At 36.6% G+C, this 19,851-nt stretch carries 17 protein-coding genes and 1 tRNA gene; 17 read left to right on the top strand and 1 reads right to left on the bottom strand.

Going from position 1 to position 19,851, the window contains the following annotated elements; all coding sequences use genetic code 11:
* Positions 1-414: 414 nt before the first annotated feature.
* Positions 415-485 (bottom strand) — tRNA-His (locus tag AN213_RS19355).
* 279 nt (positions 486-764) lie between these two features.
* Between AN213_RS19355 and AN213_RS19350 the strand changes: the two genes are divergently transcribed.
* The 17 genes from AN213_RS19350 (at position 765) to rfaH (ending at position 19,212) form a co-directional block, all read left to right on the top strand.
* A complete protein-coding gene (locus AN213_RS19350) occupies positions 765-1,583 on the top strand; it encodes a mechanosensitive ion channel family protein (RefSeq protein WP_054563554.1) in 819 nt (272 codons plus the stop codon).
* Positions 1,584-1,620: 37 nt separating this feature from the next.
* Positions 1,621-2,400: a YdiY family protein gene (locus AN213_RS19345; RefSeq protein ID WP_055199411.1), complete on the top strand. Its 780-nt coding sequence runs from the start codon at positions 1,621-1,623 to the stop codon at positions 2,398-2,400.
* 126 nt (positions 2,401-2,526) lie between these two features.
* Positions 2,527-5,193, top strand: a complete 2,667-nt coding sequence (locus AN213_RS19340) for an SLBB domain-containing protein (protein ID WP_095209799.1) — start codon at positions 2,527-2,529, stop codon at positions 5,191-5,193.
* A gap of 53 nt (positions 5,194-5,246) precedes the next feature.
* Entirely contained in the window at positions 5,247-6,197 is a 951-nt protein-coding gene (locus AN213_RS19335; protein ID WP_055199409.1) for a Wzz/FepE/Etk N-terminal domain-containing protein, read from the top strand.
* Positions 6,198-6,231: 34 nt separating this feature from the next.
* Positions 6,232-7,326 carry a dTDP-glucose 4,6-dehydratase gene (gene rfbB, locus AN213_RS19330; RefSeq protein ID WP_055199408.1) on the top strand — a complete coding sequence of 365 codons (1,095 nt, stop codon included), beginning with the start codon at positions 6,232-6,234 and terminating at the stop codon, positions 7,324-7,326.
* Positions 7,327-7,328: 2 nt separating this feature from the next.
* The gene (rfbA, locus tag AN213_RS19325) at positions 7,329-8,207 is read left to right on the top strand and encodes a glucose-1-phosphate thymidylyltransferase RfbA (RefSeq protein ID WP_055199407.1); all 879 of its coding nucleotides are present in this window, start codon (positions 7,329-7,331) and stop codon (positions 8,205-8,207) included.
* A complete protein-coding gene (locus AN213_RS19320) occupies positions 8,204-9,643 on the top strand; it encodes a lipopolysaccharide biosynthesis protein (RefSeq protein ID WP_055199406.1) in 1,440 nt (479 codons plus the stop codon). Before rfbA ends, AN213_RS19320 begins: the two co-directional genes overlap by 4 nt.
* Positions 9,644-9,648: 5 nt before the next feature.
* Positions 9,649-10,758 carry a DegT/DnrJ/EryC1/StrS aminotransferase family protein gene (locus tag AN213_RS19315; RefSeq protein WP_055199405.1) on the top strand — a complete coding sequence of 370 codons (1,110 nt, stop codon included), beginning with the start codon at positions 9,649-9,651 and terminating at the stop codon, positions 10,756-10,758.
* Positions 10,755-11,222, top strand: coding sequence for a glycerol-3-phosphate cytidylyltransferase (gene tagD / locus AN213_RS19310; RefSeq protein WP_055199404.1), 468 nt, complete (start codon positions 10,755-10,757; stop codon positions 11,220-11,222). Before AN213_RS19315 ends, tagD begins: the two co-directional genes overlap by 4 nt.
* Before the next feature lie 3 nt (positions 11,223-11,225).
* A complete protein-coding gene (locus tag AN213_RS19305) occupies positions 11,226-11,972 on the top strand; it encodes a phosphorylcholine transferase LicD (RefSeq protein WP_055199403.1) in 747 nt (248 codons plus the stop codon).
* The gene (locus AN213_RS19300; protein WP_055199402.1) at positions 11,969-13,237 is read left to right on the top strand and encodes an ATP-grasp domain-containing protein; all 1,269 of its coding nucleotides are present in this window, start codon (positions 11,969-11,971) and stop codon (positions 13,235-13,237) included. Before AN213_RS19305 ends, AN213_RS19300 begins: the two co-directional genes overlap by 4 nt.
* Positions 13,222-14,247, top strand: a complete 1,026-nt coding sequence (locus AN213_RS19295) for a glycosyltransferase (protein ID WP_055199401.1) — start codon at positions 13,222-13,224, stop codon at positions 14,245-14,247. Before AN213_RS19300 ends, AN213_RS19295 begins: the two co-directional genes overlap by 16 nt.
* A gap of 18 nt (positions 14,248-14,265) precedes the next feature.
* Positions 14,266-15,465 (top strand): O-antigen ligase family protein, encoded by a 1,200-nt coding sequence (locus AN213_RS19290; RefSeq protein ID WP_055199400.1) that lies wholly within the window; start codon positions 14,266-14,268, stop codon positions 15,463-15,465.
* Between the two features lie 44 nt (positions 15,466-15,509).
* Positions 15,510-16,301, top strand: coding sequence for a hypothetical protein (locus AN213_RS19285; RefSeq protein WP_150114742.1), 792 nt, complete (start codon positions 15,510-15,512; stop codon positions 16,299-16,301).
* 419 nt (positions 16,302-16,720) lie between these two features.
* Positions 16,721-17,719 (top strand): exopolysaccharide biosynthesis polyprenyl glycosylphosphotransferase, encoded by a 999-nt coding sequence (locus AN213_RS19280; RefSeq protein WP_095209798.1) that lies wholly within the window; start codon positions 16,721-16,723, stop codon positions 17,717-17,719.
* A 3-nt stretch (positions 17,720-17,722) separates the two neighbouring features.
* A complete protein-coding gene (locus AN213_RS19275) occupies positions 17,723-18,466 on the top strand; it encodes a glycosyltransferase family 2 protein (RefSeq protein WP_055199397.1) in 744 nt (247 codons plus the stop codon).
* 260 nt (positions 18,467-18,726) lie between these two features.
* Entirely contained in the window at positions 18,727-19,212 is a 486-nt protein-coding gene (rfaH, locus tag AN213_RS19270; protein WP_055199396.1) for a transcription/translation regulatory transformer protein RfaH, read from the top strand.
* Positions 19,213-19,851: the final 639 nt, after the last annotated feature.

Here is a 19,851-nt window from a genome sequence, read left to right as displayed (position 1 = left end):
AGACTTCGGCACTAAAGTACCTCCTACATCGTAGGCGTCACGCTTGCTTGGCGCGCCTCAAACACGGCACTGCTGTTAATATTTCGCGCGAAATAAATTTCACGCCTACAATATCTCGCATCTCGCACCTCGCATCTCTTGTCTCGTAGGAAGGGCTTTAGCCGTGAATAGGTCAAATCTTTTCGGCGTTAAAACGCCTCCTACATCGTAGGCGTCACGCTTGCTTGGCGCGTCTTACATTCAACACCTATCTGAAGGGGGAATGTATTGCGATCAAACAACACAGTTCGGCTCAAAACTGACAACTGAAAGCTGACGGCTTTTTGAATTGAAAACAGGTGTTAAAGATAAATCTTGGAATTTAAAATAGAAAAACTTTTAGAAAAATATATAGATTTACAAAAGGGGGAGAAGTGGGGCGACTGATGGGGCCCCACGACAACCGGAATCACAATCCGGGGCTCTACCAACTGAGCTACAGCCGCCACTGAGATACACCTCGTTTGGTGTGGCGCGCATATTACATAATTAAGGTTGGCTTGTGAAGCCCTAAATTGAAAAAAGTAGAAAAAACTTATTCACCTCAGAAAATTCAGAAAACCATCACTGGTCAGCTCGCGTTCAGTTTCGCAGATTAGACTTGCGGTTTTTGTAATTGAGCAAATACTCATTTCGTAGTTTTACGCGTAATTTAATGATTTTTTAACCAAAGATCATATATAATTTGTACAGCGTGATGCTACAAATGAACTTCAGGAGAGAACATGGATACAATAATGAACTGGATCAACGAGAATTCAGGTTTAATCATACATTACGCCGTACAGGCGGTTCTAGCGCTAATCATTTTCTTCATCGGTGGTCGCATCGCTAAATTCTGCGAAGGCTTAACTGAAAAAGCATTTGATAAAAAGAAAGTCGATAAAGCTGTAGGTTCATTTGTTGCTAGTATTGTCTATGCAATTGTATTTGCTGCAACAATCTTAATGGCACTATCTCAATTAGGTATTGAAACTACTTCATTCATTGCTATTTTAGGTGCGGCTGGTTTAGCAGTAGGTTTAGCATTACAAGGTTCATTATCTAACTTTGCATCAGGTGTTTTAATCATCTTACTTCGTCCTTTCAAATCAGGTGACTATGTAGAAGCAGGTGGTAAAGCGGGTACAGTTAAGAAAATCGAAATTTTCTCTACAGAATTACGTACACCAGACAACAAAGTAATTATCATGCCTAACTCATCAATTATGGGCAGCCCAATTACAAATTTCTCTCGTGAATCAACTCGTCGTATCGATTTAGTAATCGGTGTTGGTTACGATGCAGATCTTAAAGAAGCAAAAGCAGTTCTTAAATCAGTTTTAGATAAAGAAGAGCGCTTACTAAAAGACCCAGCATACACAGTAGCGGTATCTGAGCTTGCAGATTCAAGCGTAAACTTTGTAGTTCGCCCTTGGGTTAACTCTGCTGATTATTGGCCAACGTATTTCGATTTAATGGAAAACATTAAGATCGCATTAGACGATGCCAACATCACAATCCCATTCCCGCAAATGGATGTTCATTTGCACAAAGAAGACTAATTAAGTCTAACGTACAAGTAGTAAAGGTTATTTTTTAATGAAATTAAAAGCATTATCAATTCTAGTTGCAGCAAGCGCTGCAACTAGCGCATTCGCAGCAGATGAAACCAAGACTTGGGATGTAACCAGTGAACTAGGTGCCATTATTACAAGTGGTAACACTGAAACAACAACACTTAAAGGTGGTGTTAAGGTTTTACATAACTTAGAAAACTGGAATAACGAGTACAAGTTAGACGGCATCTACAAAGAAGATGAGATCGAAAACGACCAAGGTGTAAAAGAAACACAGCGTACCAACGAAAAGTACTCAATCTCTGCACAAGGTAACTACAAGTTAAACGAAAAGCACTCACACTTATTCATCTACGGCTCGCACGTATCTGATTACTTTGGTGCATACCGTAACGAATCAGTTATCTCTGCGGGTTATGGTTTACGCATAATTGACCGTTCTGATATGTGGCTAAACGCAGAAATTGGTCCGGGTTATAAGTATTTCCAATATCCTGATGACAGCACTGAAGTTGATGACAACGGCAACTCACTTGCCGGTGAGCGCGAAGGTGAAGTAATCGCACTAGGTAAAGTAGATTATAACTGGCAGATTTCAGACAGCGCACGTTTTACTCAATTAGTATCAGTTGAATATGGTGATACCAATACTAAAACGCGTTCAGAGTCTGCAATTCTTGCCAAAATCAACGGCTCACTACAAATGAAAGTAGCTTACAACATCACTCACAACTCAGATGTTGCTGATGATAAAGAAAACACAGATACAGAAACGTCACTAACGCTAGTTTACAGTTTTTAACTAAATAAATCGTTTTGTTGACAATTTAATGACAAAAAGGGACGAAAGTCCCTTTTTTATTTCCTTGAGTTTCAGGTAGAATACACAATCTTTTTGACTGTAGAACTATGGATATCCCTACTTGTGATGTTATTTAAAAGATTATTCCTTACTTTTTTGTTTCTAACCACTTCATCGGTATTGGCATTTACTCCTACTGCAGCTCAAATTGAGCAATTCAAAAAGCTTCCAAAGGCTCAACAAGAAGCGCTTGCAAGGCAGTATGGTGTTGACCTATCAACTATCACTGGTAAAACAACTAGTGAAGAACCTCTTGAAGTTGAATCTACAATCCAACCGCGACTCGAGAAAGAGGAAGAGCAACTAACAGATGAAGAGCGTTTCGCCCCTAAAGAAAGTGAAGTAGAGCCTTTCGGTTATGATATCTTCGCCGGTGAGCCTACTTCATTTATGCCTACCGAGAATGCGGCTGTTCCTGATACCTATTTAATAGGTCGTGGTGATGAGTTAAATATTAACTTTTACGGTAAAGAAAGTGAAAGTTACGATTTAACTGTAGATCGTGAAGGCCGTATTAATATACCGAACTTAAGCCCTGTGCAGGTGGCTGGTTTAACTTTTATGGAAGTCAAAGAGCTCATTAAAGCTAAAGTTGAACAAGAAGTGATCGGTGTTAAAGCGTTTGTGTCTGTTGGTAGGCTACGTAGTATTCGTATCTTGGTTTTAGGTGAAGCGTATAAGCCCGGCAGCTATAGCGTTTCTTCTCTTGCGACAGTTTCACATGCACTTTTCGTAAGTGGTGGGGTATCAGATATTGCCTCTTTACGAAATATTCAAATAAAACGCGCTGGTAAAGTTGTCGCAAATTTTGACTTGTACGATCTACTAATCAATGGTGATAGCAGCAACGATATCATCTTAAAGCCGGGTGATGTTGTGTTTATCCCATCAGTTGGTTCTCAAGTCGCTGTTGAAGGCTTAGTAAAACGTCCTGCTATTTTTGAGCTAAAAAAAGGTGAAACAGCGGCACAGTTATTAAAAATGGCGGGTGGTTTAAAACCGCAAGCTTACGCTAAAAAAGCAATTGTTGAACGCTTCAATAACAATAATATGAAAGAAGTGTTATCAGTGGACTTTAGCGGTAATCAAATTAATTATATTCCTCGTGATGGCGACCGTATTCGTTTTAATCCTGTAAGCTTTCAATATCAAAACAGTATCAGCTTAATCGGTGCTGTAGCTCGCCCTGGCCATTATCAGTGGTTTGAAGGTAAGCATATTTCTGACGTTTTAACTTCAGTGCGTGGTGATTTACTGCCTCAAGCTGATTTGGGTTATGGCTTACTCGTGCGAGAAATTAACATTGCGGGCGATATTGAAGTGTTTCAATTTGATATTGCACAAGCGATAGTTAAAGCTGCTGAGCATGACTTAGAGCTAAAAGCTAACGATAAGTTATTTGTGTTTAGTCGTTACCAGGAAAAGCAGGCAGAAGAAGCTGCACTTGCTAATATGGCTTTAACTGTTGAGCAGCAACAACAACAGATTAAAGTTAAGCAATGGCATGAGTATCAAAGAAAAGAGTTTGAAAGGTACGTAGGTGTTTTAAAGCCAGAAGATCCATTCAAAGAAGAAGAGAAAGAGCTTAGCATTGCTGAGATTTCAAAAAGAAAAGCAAAAGAAGAAGAGCAAGAGCTTAAGCCTGAAGATTACGCTGCATTTAGCCGATACACTTTGTTAAAGCCTATTATTGCTAAATTAAAGCAACAAGCTTCTGTGCAAAAGGCTATGCAACTAGTTGAAATCAACGGTCATGTTACATATCCAGGTATTTATCCATTAACTGTAGGTAGTGAAGTCAATGAGCTTATTGCGGCAGCAGGAGGCTTATTGGAGTCTGCTTACACTGAGCAAGCTGAAATAACCCGTGTTGTTGCAGGTGAAGGCTCTAAAGTTGAGCATGTTAAGTTTAATTTAGCTCAGGCTATGGTTGGTAAAACTTCGGAAAACAAAGTCCTGAGAAGCAAAGATAGCATTAATATTTTCTCAATTCCTAATTGGCAAGAAAATGTAAAAGTTGAGCTCAAAGGTGAAGTTAAATTCCCAGGTATCTATACCATTCGTCGTGGAGAAACATTAACTAACTTATTAGAACGAGCAGGTGGCTTCTCTGAGTTTGCAGAGCCAGATGCTGCCATTTTTACACGTGAGTCAATTCGTCAACAAGAGCAAAAGCAATTAGCTAAACTAGCAGAGGATTTACGAAGAGATATTGCAACGAAAAGCTTTGAAAAATCAGTTAGTAGCACGCGACTTTCTTATGATGAAATGAATAAGCTACTACTTGATTTGGCAAATGTTGAAGCCGTAGGTCGTTTAGTCATTGACTTACCCCTCATTGCAGAGGATAAACAAAATCTAGTGCTACAAAACGGTGATACGCTTTATGTTCCGAGTATACGAGACTCAATCAGTGTAATTGGTGAAGTAAATTACACCACGTCACATTTATATAAGCCTGGAGTGAGTGTCGATCAATATATTGACCTAAGTGGTGGTCTAAAAGAGCGTGCAGACGAAGACAGAATTTACATCATAAAAGCTAATGGTTCTGTAACCATACCAAATACGGGTACCTGGTTCGCTGTGAATGACTCTAAGTTATTAGAGGCTGGCGATACGATTGTTGTACCTATGAACTCTGACTACATGGATAACTTAACACTGTGGAGCACAGCAACACAGATTGTTTATCAGTTAGGTGTAGCGTTAGCTGCAATTAGTAGTATCTAAGGACAGTAGGTTTAGTCGCTTAGTTTAATTTAGCAGATCCAATTGAGATAAATATGAAAGAAAATTTTGCGTCTGATAATCACAATCGAATAGATGGTGAAATAGATTTATATGATTTGTTCTTGGTTATAATGAACGGGAAGTGGCTAATAATAGCGATAACTTTTATTTTGTCATTTTTATCAATTGTTTATGCTATTTATCAACCGAATATATACCGCTCTGAGGCACTTTTGGCACCAGCTGAACAACAGCAGTCAAACGGCTTAAGTGCCCTAGCAGGTCAGTTTGGTGGGCTAGCTAGTTTGGCTGGCGTTAACTTGGGGGATTCGGGCTCCAATAATACTGATCTGGCTTTAGCTATACTTAAGTCACGAAAGTTCATTTCTGAGTTTATAGAAAAGCACAGTATTATGCCTGATTTAATGGCGATCGAGTCGTGGAGCTCCATCGATAATACAGTTATCTATGACAAAAATATTTATGATGAAGAAGCTCGTAAATGGGTTAGGAAAGTAGACTTTCCATTTAAACCAAAGCCATCTACTCAGGAAGCTTATAAAGAATTTATAAAAATGGTCAGCGTAACAAAAGATCCAGAATCGGGCATGATCATTATTGGAGTGGAGCATTTTTCTCCATTTATTGCGCAACAGTGGGTAAATTGGTTAATAGAAGATATTAATCTTACCATGAAAAAGCGTGATGTAATTGAAGCGACTAAGAGTACTGAGTTTTTAATGGCACAAATTGAAAAAACTAATGTGGCAGATATTCGAGTCGTTTTATATAAATTAGTAGAGGAGCAGGCGAAAACGATAATGTTTGCCAATGTCAGAGAAGAGTATGTTTTCAAAACTATCGACCCAGCTCTCGTTCCCGAAGAAAAATTAAAACCTAAACGAGCTTTAATAGTTATTGTAAGTACATTTTTTGCCGGCGTAATCGGTGTTTTTATAGTTTTAATACGCTTTTATATATCAAATAATCGCCGTAAATCTTAATGATCAAAGATAAAGTTTTAGCTTAGAGGTTTTTGTGAACATATTAGTAACAGGTGGGGCTGGTTTTATTGGCTCTGCACTAGTCCGCCATATTATAAATAACACATCTGATTCAGTTATCAATGTTGATAAATTAACCTATGCAGGCAACTTGGAATCTTTGAAAGATATTGAAGAGAATGAGCGCTATTCTTTTGAATGTCATGACATATGTAATCATAAAGAGATGCAGCGTATTTTCAAAGCTTATCAGCCTGATGCTGTAATGCACTTGGCTGCTGAGAGCCATGTTGATAGATCAATTACTGGCCCGTCAGAATTCATTCAAACCAATATAATAGGCACGTATACATTGCTAGAAGTAGCAAGAGAATACATATCGACCCTTGATAAAGAGAAGAGAGATTCTTTTAAATTTCATCACATATCAACAGACGAAGTATATGGAGATCTGCCACACCCAGACGATTTTGAGGAGCCTAATTGTAAAGAAGTGCTTCCTCTTTTTACTGAAGAGACTTCGTACGCTCCAAGTAGCCCGTATTCTGCATCAAAGGCATCAAGCGATCACCTTGTTAGGGCTTGGTTAAGAACATACGGTTTACCTGTTGTAATAACTAACTGTTCAAATAACTATGGACCATACCATTTTCCTGAGAAATTAATCCCATTAGTTATTTTAAACGCTTTAGAAGGTAAGCCTTTACCTGTGTATGGGGAAGGGAACCAAATTCGAGATTGGTTGTATGTTGAAGATCACGCTCGGGCTCTATATGAAGTTGTAACAAAAGGGCAAGTTGGTGAAACATACAATATTGGTGGTCACAACGAAAAGAAAAACTTAGAAGTTGTCCAGAGTATTTGTGGAATACTGGATAACCTTGTTCCAAAAGAAAAGAAATATTCGGAACAGATTGTTTTTGTTGCAGATAGACCAGGGCATGATAAACGCTATGCTATTGATGCCTCAAAAATTCACTCGGATCTGGGATGGAAACCAGAAGAAACATTCGAAACAGGCCTTTTAAAAACGGTTAAGTGGTACCTAAATAATCAGTCTTGGTGTAAGAGTGTTCAAGATGGTTCTTATAAGCGGGAGCGCCTTGGTCAATTAAAAGGGAGTATTTAATAATGAAAGGCATAATCTTAGCGGGTGGTTCAGGTACTCGACTTTACCCTATTACTATGGGCGTATCAAAGCAGTTACTACCAATATACGATAAACCAATGGTTTATTACCCTTTATCAGTTTTAATGTTAGCAGGGATACGTGAAATTCTCTTAATCACTACACCTGAAGATAGAGACTCATTTTATCGTTTGCTTGGGACTGGTGAGCAGTTTGGTATCAAACTTAGCTATTCTGTCCAACCCACACCTGATGGATTAGCTCAAGCATTTATATTAGGTGAGCAGTTTATCGGAAACGATGATGTATGCTTAGTATTAGGCGATAATATTTTTTATGGACAAGGTTTTTCTCCTAAACTTAAGCATGCTGTTGAGAATGCTCAAAATGGTAATGGTGCAACTGTTTTTGGTTATCAAGTTAAAGATCCTGAACGCTTTGGCGTTGTAGAGTTTGATGATGAGCAAAAGGCAATTTCAATTGAAGAAAAACCAGCAAAGCCGAAGTCTCACTATGCGGTAACAGGGTTATATTTTTATGATAACTCAGTGGTTGAAGCAGCAAAAAAAGTTGAGCCTTCGCATCGTGGTGAGCTAGAAATAACAACACTTAATGAAATGTATCTTGAAAAAAATAAACTTAACGTTGAAATCCTTGGACGTGGTTTTGCTTGGTTAGATACTGGTACTCATGAAAGCCTGTTAGAGGCAGCAAGCTTTGTTGAAACAATTGAAAAACGACAAGGTTATAAAATAGCCTGTTTAGAGGAGATAGCTTTTAATAATGGTTGGCTTTCTGCTGATTGTATTAAAGAGCGTGCAAAACTATTTTCTAAGAACGGCTACGGGCAATATCTTTCAGGCTTACTAAAAGATATATGAAAACAGCAGTAAATGGGCTGAAGTGGAGTGCTCTAGAAAGACTGGGTGTTCAAGCTATTCAACTAATCGTAATGTTGTTACTTGCCCGTCTTTTAGGGCCCGATGCTTTTGGTCTAATTGGAATTCTCACTGTTTTTATTGCCATAAGCCAGGTGATATCTGATAGTGGCTTCAGCTCGGCTTTAATTAGGCTAAAAGAGCGCACAGAAATTGATTTTTCAACTGCTTTCCAATTTAACATTTTAGTTGCTTTACTTTGTTATTTAGCTTTATTTATAGGCGCAAATCAGATAGCTGTTTTCTTTGAGCAGCCAGAGCTTGAAGCTCTAATTAAAGTTTTAGGTTTATCTATAATCATCAATAGCTTTACGCTGGTTCAAAAAGCAAAATTGACGATTAAAATGGATTTCAAAACTCAGGCAAAAGCTTCTTTGTCTGCAGTGCTTTTTAGTAGCGTAATATCTATTACTTTAGCTTACTTAGACTTTGGTGTTTGGGCTTTAGTTTATCAAATACTAATAAACTCATTATTAACAATGCTGTTATTAAATCTATTTCACCCTTGGTTACCTAAAAGTTTATTTAATAAACAGTCATTTAGCTATTTATTTGGTTTCGGTTACAAATTATTGCTTGCGGCAATGCTCGATACTTTGTTTAAAAATATATATCAGCTAATCATAGGTAAACAATTTAATCCAACTCAAGTGGGTATTTTTACTCAGGCGAATCAACTTGCTAGTGTTCCTGCAATGACTTTCACCACGATAGTCCAAAGAGTTACTTATCCTATGTTAAGTAATATACAAAGTGAAATCGACAAGTTTGAGTACAGCTACAAGTTAACGCTACGAATGGCTGCTTTTGTTATTTTTCCACTGATGGCTGGGTTAGGTATCATTGCAAAGCCATTTATTAAAGTTGTTCTAGGGGATGATTGGTTACAAGCTGCAGATTTACTTACGATCTTGAGTTTCACTTTTATGTTGTATCCTATCCATGCTATTAATTTAAATTTATTGCAGGTCAAAGGTCGTTCAGATATTTTTTTAAAGCTTGAAGTTATAAAAAAAGCACTCATTGTTTTAATATTATTTATAACAATACCTTTTGGTATTAAGGCTATTTGCATAGGGATGCTTGTTCATACATATTTAGCTTTCTTCATTAACTCATATTATACAGGTCAATTTAGTAAGCTTAAAATACGTGATCAATTAAATGCACTAGCGCCTATTTGGTTAATGGTAGTGTTAAGTGCTTTATCCACATACTTTATTGTCACAAGTATCGTTTCTGTATTTCTCTTAAATAGCTACATACAGTTGTTTCTTTTATTAATAACTATGCCGCTAATATATATTGCCTCAGCAAGGGTCTTTCAACGAGATTTGTACACGCAAATTCTAAATATTATCTTACGAAGAAAGGTTTAACTTAAATGGATAAAATTACGGTAACTTCACCACTGCTCCCACCATTGAAAGAAGTAATTCCTTACTTAGAAGATATCTGGGATCGTAAATGGTTAACTAATAATGGCATTTATCATCAACAGTTAGAGAAGAAACTTTGTGAGTATTTAGGCGTACCCTATATTAGTTTATTTTCAAATGGGACACTTGCATTAATTACAGCTCTCCAATCGTTAGAATTAAAAGGCGAGGTAATAACAACACCATACACTTTTGCAGCCACCGCACATGCACTTAAGTGGAATGACTTAAAACCAGTATTTGTCGATATTGATCCAGTAACCATGAACTTGGATCCTAGTTGTATTGAAGCTGCCATAACAGATAATACATGTGCAATTTTACCTGTGCATGTTTATGGTACACCCTGTGATGAACAGGCTATTTCTGCTATAGCGAAAAAATATGAGCTTAAAGTTATTTATGATGCAGCGCATGCGTTTGGCGTAAATGAAAAAGAGCAATCAATTTTAAATTATGGAGATCTATCTATTTTGAGTTTTCATGCTACGAAAACATATTCAACAATAGAAGGTGGTGCTGTAATTTGTAAAAGCCAAGAAGAAAAAGATAAATTAGATCAATTGAAAAACTTTGGCTTTGAATCGGAGACTGTAATTAAAGCATGTGGTATGAATGCTAAATTAAATGAAATTCAAGCAGCATTTGGGTTGGCATCATTGAAAAAAGTTGATGCCGCAATTGAAAGACGCTCTGAAATTGCAGCTCTATATCAACAAAGCCTCAAAAATGTTTCTGGCCTATCGACCTTGCGAAACAATCATGAGGTCAGCCTTAATCATTCATATTTTCCAATAATTATTGATGAAGATAAATTTGGAATTGACCGAGATACACTAGCCCTAAAATTAGAAGAAAATAATATCTTTGCTAGACGCTATTTTTATCCGATTGTAAGTGAATTTGAAGTGTTCAAAAATGAATATTCAGATACGCCAATAGCTAAAGATATTTCTAATAGAGTTTTATGTTTACCAATTCATGCTGATCTTACTTTGGAACAACAGCAAAGAGTTATTGATGCGATTTTGAATAGTCGTGGAGGGAAAAAGTGAAAGTCATATTAACTTACGGAACATTCGATCTGTTTCATGTTGGACATGTAAGACTGCTTGAAAGGCTTTCAAAGCTGGGAGACAAGCTTATTGTTGGTCTTTCATCTGATGAATTTAACAAAGGTAAAGGCAAAAGTTCGTTTTTCTCATATCAAGAAAGAGCTGAAATACTTGCGTCATGTAAATTTGTCGACTTAGTAATTCCAGAACATACGTGGGAACAAAAAGAGACTGATATTAAAAAGTATAATGTAGATGTTTTTGCAATGGGAGACGATTGGGAGGGGCGTTTTGATTCTCTTAAATCATTATGTGAAGTTGTATATTTACCAAGAACTAAAAGTATCTCAACCTCTGAAATCAAAACTTTAATAGCTGAATTAAAGAAAAATGACTTGGATAAAGTTCAAAAAAGCCTAAATGATGCAATTGAAATTATTAAAAAACTGAACTACAGCGAGTAACAAATGGACTCTAAATTAAGCAGTGAAGATATTCGTAAGCAGTTATTGACTATGGCTGTTGATATTACGAAAACACTAGACGAGCATAAGATACCTTATATCCTTACATATGGAACATTGCTTGGTGCAGTCCGTCATTCAGGTTTTATCCCTTGGGATGATGACTTCGATATAGCTATTCCTGCCACTTACCAGAAAAAGGCAATTCAGGTTTTAAGCAACATATCTAAATACCATTTTCTTTCGCTTGCATCAGATGATTATTATGACTGGGTTTTAAGGGTTACTGACAAGTCGACAAAAACGACTTCAAAAGAGACTGAATGGGAAGTTTATAACCATACCATGAGTAGAGAAGACATTGGCTTGTGTGTGGATATTTACCCGTTTTACTGTTTGCCTGATAATGCTTTTAAGTTTAAAACCCATAAGTTTTTCACCAAAGTATCAAGCTGGCTAATTCGTAAATCTTTTGCAAAAAAGTCTAATTTTATCAAGAAACTTGGCTTCGCAATGCTAAGTTTACGTGCGAACGCTAGTGAGGGTAAATATTACACCGATGCTGGTCAAATTTATTATCAACCAACCTTGTTCACACAAACAGAATATATCAATTTTGAAGAATTTAAATTTCGTGCTCCTACAGAGCCTGAAAAATTTTTAGAAAGCCGCTACGGCGACTGGCAGAAATTACCTACTCAAGAAGAAATAGACAAAGCAATACACTATGAGGAAACTTTTTGGCGATGAATAGGGTGTTAGTTGTACCTAGTGGTACTGAAGTTGCGCAAGAAATTGTCAGATCTTTATCTGTTGTAAAAGGTGTTGAGCTTTTCGGTGCTAATGGTATTGATTGCTTTACAGAGATCCCACGTGCTCGTCACATTGTAGGTATTCCATTTATTGATGAGCCTGATTTTATAGATGTAATTACTAGCTTAGTTAAAGAAAATGGGATTACTCATATTTTTCCAGCACATGATTCAGCATCTTTAAAATTAACTGAGTTTGCTGACTTATTAGGCGCACAAGTGATCAGTTCAAGCTACGAAACAAATAAAGTTTGCAGATCAAAGTCTTTAACTTACAAAGCGCTAGAAAAGGTAGTCAAAGTACCAAAAACATATCATTCAAAAAATGAAGTTGAGTCATTTCCTGTTTTCGTAAAACCTAATATTGGGCAAGGAAGTGTTGGTACAAAACTTATAACGAATGAGACTGAACTTCTCGATGTCACCGAAGACGATATTCTTTGTGAGTATTTACCAGGAGAAGAGTTCACTGTTGACTGTATCAGTGATGCAGATAACCAGCTTCAATATGCTCAAGCCAGAAAGCGCAATGCTATGAGAAACGGTATTGCAACGGAAACAGAATTAGTAAATGACAATAGTTTATTTTATTCATTCGCAGAAAAAATAAACAAATCTTTAAAACTCCAGGGAGCTTGGTTTTTTCAAGTGAAAAAAGATTTGCTCGGTGAACTTTGTTTACTAGAAGTTGCAACTCGAATCGCAGGGTCAATGATCACGAGCAGAATGAACGGTATCAATTTTGCCGAAATGTCGCTTTTTATCTCAAACGGTATTCCAGTAAAAGCATTAAAAAATAATTTGGAAATTAAGCTCTTTAGAAATTTAGCATATCAGTTTGATATAAATTTAAACTTTAATGTCCTTTATACAGATTTTGATGATTGTTTAATTTTCGGTGATAAAGTTAACGATAAATTAGTGCAATTTATTTTTCAGTGTATAAATAAAAATATTGAAGTGGTTTTAATAACACGACATGCGAACGATATCCATCAAACCTTACAAAACATGAGGCTTTCCCAGCTTTTTGATCAAGTTATTCATATAACAGATGGTACACCTAAGTCTCAATTTATAACTGAAACAAATGCAATCTTTATTGATGATTCATTTGCAGAAAGGTTAGATGTAATGGAAGTATGTAACATTCCTTGCTTTTCAGTGGATATGGTTCAAGGTCTGACATGTTTAAAGAACTAACAGCCCTGCCAACAGAGCAAGAGATAAAATCATTTTGGAAGCATGTTGATAAAACATATATCAGTATAATTTGTACATGTTTCAATCAACAAGATTACATCGTCGACGCAATAAATTCATTTCTTGCTCAGAAGACTGAATATGCTTTTGAAGTAATAATTCATGATGATGCATCTACAGATAAAACATGCGATATATTAAAAGCGTATGAGCAGAGCTACCCAAGTATCGTCAAAGTTATCTATCAAACAGAAAACCAATACTCTAAGGGTAATGTTAAAGTAGAAAATATTGCATTGAGAAAAAGTTGTGGCGAATTCATCGCTTTATGTGAAGGGGATGATTTTTGGGTTGATGAGCTAAAGTTACAAAAGCAATTAGAGGGCTTACATGCATGCCCTGACTTAAAAATTTGCTTTACATCAGCTTATACATTAGCTCCTGATGGACAAGTAAATAAAACCGCTAAATATAATGAAAAAGTAAAAGTTTTTCCGTTTAGTGACATTATTAAAGGTGGTGGAGCTTTAATTCCTACTGCCAGTATTTTCATGCGAAGAAGCGTGATGGAGAGCCTACCAAGTTGGTTTGAAAGTGCCCCCGTCGGTGATATTTTTATTCAGATATGCGGTTCTAAACCAGCAGGTGCACTATATTTACCCGACACAACAGCCGTTTATCGAGTTGAGGCTGTTGGCTCATGGAGTTCTGCACAAAAATATGTACCAGAGGAAAAGGTCAAAGCGCAGGTTTCAAAATTAGTTTCCTGCTATAGTTTGCTTGCTGAAGGTAGTGATAACTATGTCGACTTTCAAATAGCTATACTAAACCTGTACGTCGCGAATGCATTAAAAGCTATTTCTCAAAAAAGATATGCACTTGCTAAGTACTTTATTAGCAAGGCTAAAGGAATTTCTCATACCTCAAAAAGAAAGCAAGTCTTAGTTGCTTTTCAGTACTGCTTGCCTTTTTTTAGATTGTTACATAATGCGGCCAAAAGTTTTAGATGAGTAATTTAAAGGTTAGATATGCTCATTAATACTAAATCAGCTTTTTTCGTTTTAACGTTATTTCTGTCACTTTACACACTAAGACTTTTAGGACCATTATCAGTTGCTGATTTTGGGGCTATGGTTTTTATATTGATATCATTATTAAAATTCAGAAGCGTGGTAATTAATGACTTTAATGTAGTTTTTTTAGTTTGGGTACTGGTATCGCTAATTTCTTCTTTAGGTCTGATTTATGAAGACTACTTCACAGTCACAGGTTTTCTGGGGACTGGTTTAAGGATACTGGTGTCAATGGCTTTACTATTATGCTTACCACTATGGTTGAAAAGTAAGGAGGAGCAGTTTCAAGCCATTGCTGCTTTGCTTTCTATCGTTATTTTTCACAGCATTGTCCAGCTTGTATTTGTTGCTCTATTTTATCTCAAGAAAGCTCCATTTTTGAATTTGGTACCACATGGCGATCAATCATCAAGACAAGAATGGCTAAATGTTTATGACTATACGTTTTACACGAGGTTTGGTGGAGTGTTTGAAGAGCCTTCATGGTATTCCTGGTTCATGGTGGCATGTATAGGTTTGATTATTTCTTTTGAAATAGTGAATAGAGTTACGATCATTACTAAAAGAAAGTGGTTACTAATATTAGCCGCTTTGTTCTTTACGTATTCAATTGCTGGGATAGCTTCAATCGTTATCCTAATAGCTTATAAGGTATTGAGTGGTAGTGTTCGGGCTAAAATTAGAAGTGTGGTATTTATTTCTGTTGCTCTTCCTGCGCTCGTACTGCTGAACCCAGACTCTGCTTTATTAAAGCGATTAATTGGTGTGTTTAGCGGCACCGATGGCTCATCAAATACGCGGATTTTTGATTCCTTCACAAAGCTAAAATTAGTACTCGAAAACAATATGACTGGGACGGGAATTGGTAACAGCATAGAGGGTATTTATCATTATGATGTAACAAACAGTTTTGCAGTTATTTCTACTCAAAACGGCTTTATTGAAGCGTTTGTATCAACAGGGTTGATAGGCGGGGCAATCTTCATGATCCCTTTCATTTATTTTTTATGCGTTAAGAAATATTGGCTATCACTTTTAACTATGACGTTGGTCTTTTTTACCACCAGTGCATTATTTATAGTTGTGATGTGGTTCTTTATGGCTCTTGCGTATTTGCTTTTTAAAGACTTAAAAATTAACCCACAATCTAATTAACTCCTAAATCGCTTAATATAGAGCAATTAGTCATGAAGAGTATTATGAAAAGAGAATTAGTAATTTCTACTGTTTCTAGTAATTTAGAAAAAACAAAAATGCTTGCCGAGCACTGCTTTAAGACAACAAATATTAGGTCAACTATCGTTTGCCAGTTATTTGAAATAGCTGAATGCTCCAAGCCGAACGAGTACACAGAGGCTTACGATATTGTGTATTCAAATGACAGAGGGTTGGCTAAAAGTAGAATGCTAGGAATTTTATCTTCAAATGCTGACCTAATCTGGATTGCTGATGACGATATTGAAGTCGTGCCAGAAGGTGCAATAGAAGCTTTCTCAGCATTAGAAAGTACAGGTAATGACTTTATAACTACGAAGTATGCTATAAATGAGGCTCAGGAGCGAAAGAGTTATTCGGGTCAAGCTTTTAATCACTCTAACCTGAGTATTATGAAAGTAAGCTCGATAGAAATAATCATCAATAAGCAAAATGTTTTAAACTTAGGAGTAGGTTTTGATACTCGATTTGGGCTTGGGGCTAAATACAAGTCTGGAGAGGAGAATATTTTTTTAGCTGATATTTTATCGGAAGGAGGAAAAGGACAGTATCTACCGATTGTAACTTCTATTCATAGAGAAGTAACATCTGGAGGTGACTTCAGTAACCCACTGACAAATATATCAAAAGGAGCAATTTTTAAGAGGGTTTTTGGCTGGTGGGGCTTACCTATTTTATTTGCTTTTTATGGCCGGAAGTTTATCAATCAAGAAATCAAAGCTTTTCAGTCATTCACCTGTGTTTTTGCATCCCTCAAAGGTTTCTTTCGGTTATAGAAGTAGGCTAACCCCATCATTTCTGTTTAGGTTGTTGGTTAATCAATTCACCTGAATTTGCATCAGAAAATGAAAAATATAGAGCTTTCCCTTTATTTAAAACATATTAATTTAGTGTATAATATGGCTCTTCGAATTTCTGCTGAATGTTGAATGTAGTCGCACTTTTTAAAAAAAATTTACATTAGGTAACAGTTTTTTTTACAAGGATATGTTTTTATGCTTTGGGGTGGTTTTCTTTTATGCGTAATAAATAGTTAAACTGAATATTAAATGTATTTTGTTTCAATTTTATTAAATAGGTAATTTCGTGTCACAAATGCTGTGGCAATGTTGATGTAGTCATCTAGCGTTGAATAAACCATAAACTGCCAATGAGGTTATTAAGCATAGAAATAGCACATGGAGTTACTTACTTAATGACTTTGACACTTTTCTCTTCTAGCTTGTTCTATAGAATATTATTAATGATTAAAAATTTAAAAAATGGAAAGCCCTTCAAGGCGCCTAAGTATGCTTATAATACAAGTGAAATATACGTCTATTGCCCAGAAGCGCAAGTCGAAGCAATTAGAAGTGTTTTATCAAATTATGAAATTAAAGTGCACTTTAACGATTACTCTCTAGTTAATCTTGATGAAAAAATCATAACTCATTATGAAAATATTCACCTTTCTGACAATCAAAGAGAGTTTTTGGTTACAGCAACTGAGCTAGGCGCATGGGTAGAGCCATTGGTTAGCTATCTTGATGAAAGGTTTGGCTATACTGAAGTTTCACTATTAAAAAGTAGTTACTTTCTACATCAAAAAGCTTTTTCAATTTTATCAACAAAACGCACTCAAAGAGCAAAAAGGTTTATTGATATATCGTCGGCTTTACTGCTACTTTTATTGACGTCTCCAATAATTTTGATCACGGCTATTTTGATAAAGCTCGAGTCTAAAGGGCCTGTTTTATATAGACAGTCTCGAACTGGGCAATATAATATCGAATTTAATGTAGTCAAATTTCGCTCTATGCGAGTTGATGCAGAAGCAGGCGGAGCACAATGGGCAAGTAAAAATGACTCTCGTGTAACAAAGGTTGGGGCTTTTATACGTAAGACCAGAATCGACGAATTGCCACAACTATTTAATGTTATAAGAGGGGATATGTCCATGGTAGGACCTAGGCCTGAACGTGAATTTTTTATCAAAGAGCTTGAACAAGAGATTCAATATTACCGTTTTCGTCATGCCGTAAAGCCTGGTTTAACAGGTCTTGCACAAGTTAGCTACCCTTATGGTGCTTCGTTGAATGATGCCATCTGGAAACACAAATACGATATTCACTACATTAAACATCATAGCACTTTTTTAGATATGAAGATCTTTTTGAAAACGATCAAAGTGGTCTTGTTTGGTTTAGGTAGATAATGAATGAAGCCTTTAGTTTCAGTTGTTATGCCGACCTACAATGCAGAGAAATATTTAGCAGAAAGCATAAACTCAGTTTTAGCCCAGACTTATAATAACTGGGAACTGCTAATAACAGATGATTGTTCGACAGATGATACAGTTGCTATTGCTAAAAAATATGCAGATTCTGATTCTAGGGTTAAGTTATCTATTCAGCCACAAAACCAAGGAGCAGGAGCAGCTAGAAATAATTCTATTATGAATGCTAAAGGGAAATATATTGCATTCTTAGATGCTGATGATCTTTGGCTACCTGAAAAGCTAGAAAAACAAGTCGCTTTTGCAACGAAGAACAACTACGCATTTACATATACAAGTTACCAAAAGTTTTCTAACGGTAAAGTTTCTACAGTTGTACATCCTCCTGAAAGCACGACATATAGCAAGTTAATGTACAGCAATGTAATTGGTTGCTTGACTGCTATGTATGATGCAGAAAAACTGGGCAAAAAATATATGCCATTAATTCGTAAGCGACAAGATATGGGATTATGGTTAGATATTCTCAAAGAAACTCCCGCAGCTTATTGCCTAAAAGAACCTCTTGCATATTACCGTGTAGGGGTTGGAATGAGCGCTAATAAAATTAAGATACTTTCATATCAATGGCGGTTTTATAGAGATGTAGCAAAGCTTAACTTTTTTAGAGCTATATTTACCTTTAGTGTTTATGCACTCAAAGGATTTAGCAAGCACCGTCAATAAAGCTGCTTTAGGAAGCTCGTTATTAGTGGGTGACATCAGGCCTGCCCAAGCAATCATTGCCAATGAAAAGCTTATTCAGCTTGATAAATCATTGCTAAAAAATGAAAAATTATAAACCTATAGATTAGTGGTTCGTTCTTGTAAAGGGTAATAACAATTTTGTAATAGACACGCTTAAATTCTCTGCGTATAATCGCCGGCTCATAAAAACCAATCCTTTAGGGTTGGTTTTAGGGAGAATGAGGATTTCAGGTGTGACTATGGAAAGTTGGTACTTACTTTTTTGTAAATCAAAACAAGAGCTAAGAGCTCAAACTAACCTTCAAAACCAAGGTTTTGAAGTATTCTTTCCTGAACATAAAATTGAGCGAATCGCAAAAGGTCGCCGATCAATTCGTACGTCTCCTCTTTTCCCTAGTTATTTATTCATAAAGCTAGACTCGCAAAACTGTAACTTTTCTGCGGTAAAAAATACCCGTGGGGTAAGTGGCTTTGTTGCTTATGGCCATAAATTTCAAATCGTACCTGAGCAGCTAATGACACAGCTTAAGTCTATAAGTGATATGAGTGAGGTAATATCAACGCTACCAAAAGCCGGTGATGTTGTTTACCTAAACACAGAGTCATTTAAAAATATTCAAGCTATTTACCAAGAGCCAGACGGTGACATGCGTAGCATTTTGTTAGTTAATTTATTGAACAAACAAGTCACCGTAAGTGTAGATAATAAAGAAATTAGTTTATAAGTCGCGGTTTAGCGCAACTTTAACGTAGGAACGGCTTTAGCCGTGAATGGGTAAAATATTCGGTGTTAAAACACCTCCTACAGTGTAAGCATTACGCTTTAACACGTTAAAAAATAAAAATAAAATCAGTACGTAGGAACTGCAACCTAGGGGCGGAAGCGTGCCCGAAGGGCAAGAAAGCAAAGAGTTTTGCTTTCAAGATGGAGCGAGAGGAGCTCTGCGACGAACTGAAACGGAAGCGTGCCCGAAGGGCTAGACAAGCAAAAGGTTTTTGCTTTCAAGGTTTTGCGAGAAGCGAGAAGCGAGAAGCGAGAAGCAGAAGTCGTAGGAACGGCTTTAGCCGTGATTGAGGAAGAATATTCGGTGTTAAAACGTCTCCTACGGTCGTAGGCGTCACGCTTGCTTGGCGCGTCTCAAACACTGCGCTGCAGCTAACATTTCGCGCGAAATAAATTTCACGCCTACATAATGGTATGCTGTGTGATGGCCTAACGCCGAACTACGTTAGCCGTGAATTAGGTAAAATGTTCGGCATTAAAACACGTCCTAGGTGTATGTTCTTTTATTTTTAACGCGATACCGCTTGCAAGCACACACAATCAATGATTTCTAATTTTGAAGAACCTAGATGTTCTCATT

The organism is Pseudoalteromonas sp. P1-8 (genome assembly GCF_001399985.1).
GTDB lineage: Bacteria > Pseudomonadota > Gammaproteobacteria > Enterobacterales > Alteromonadaceae > Pseudoalteromonas.
This window is presented reverse-complemented; position numbering and strand designations above follow the sequence as displayed.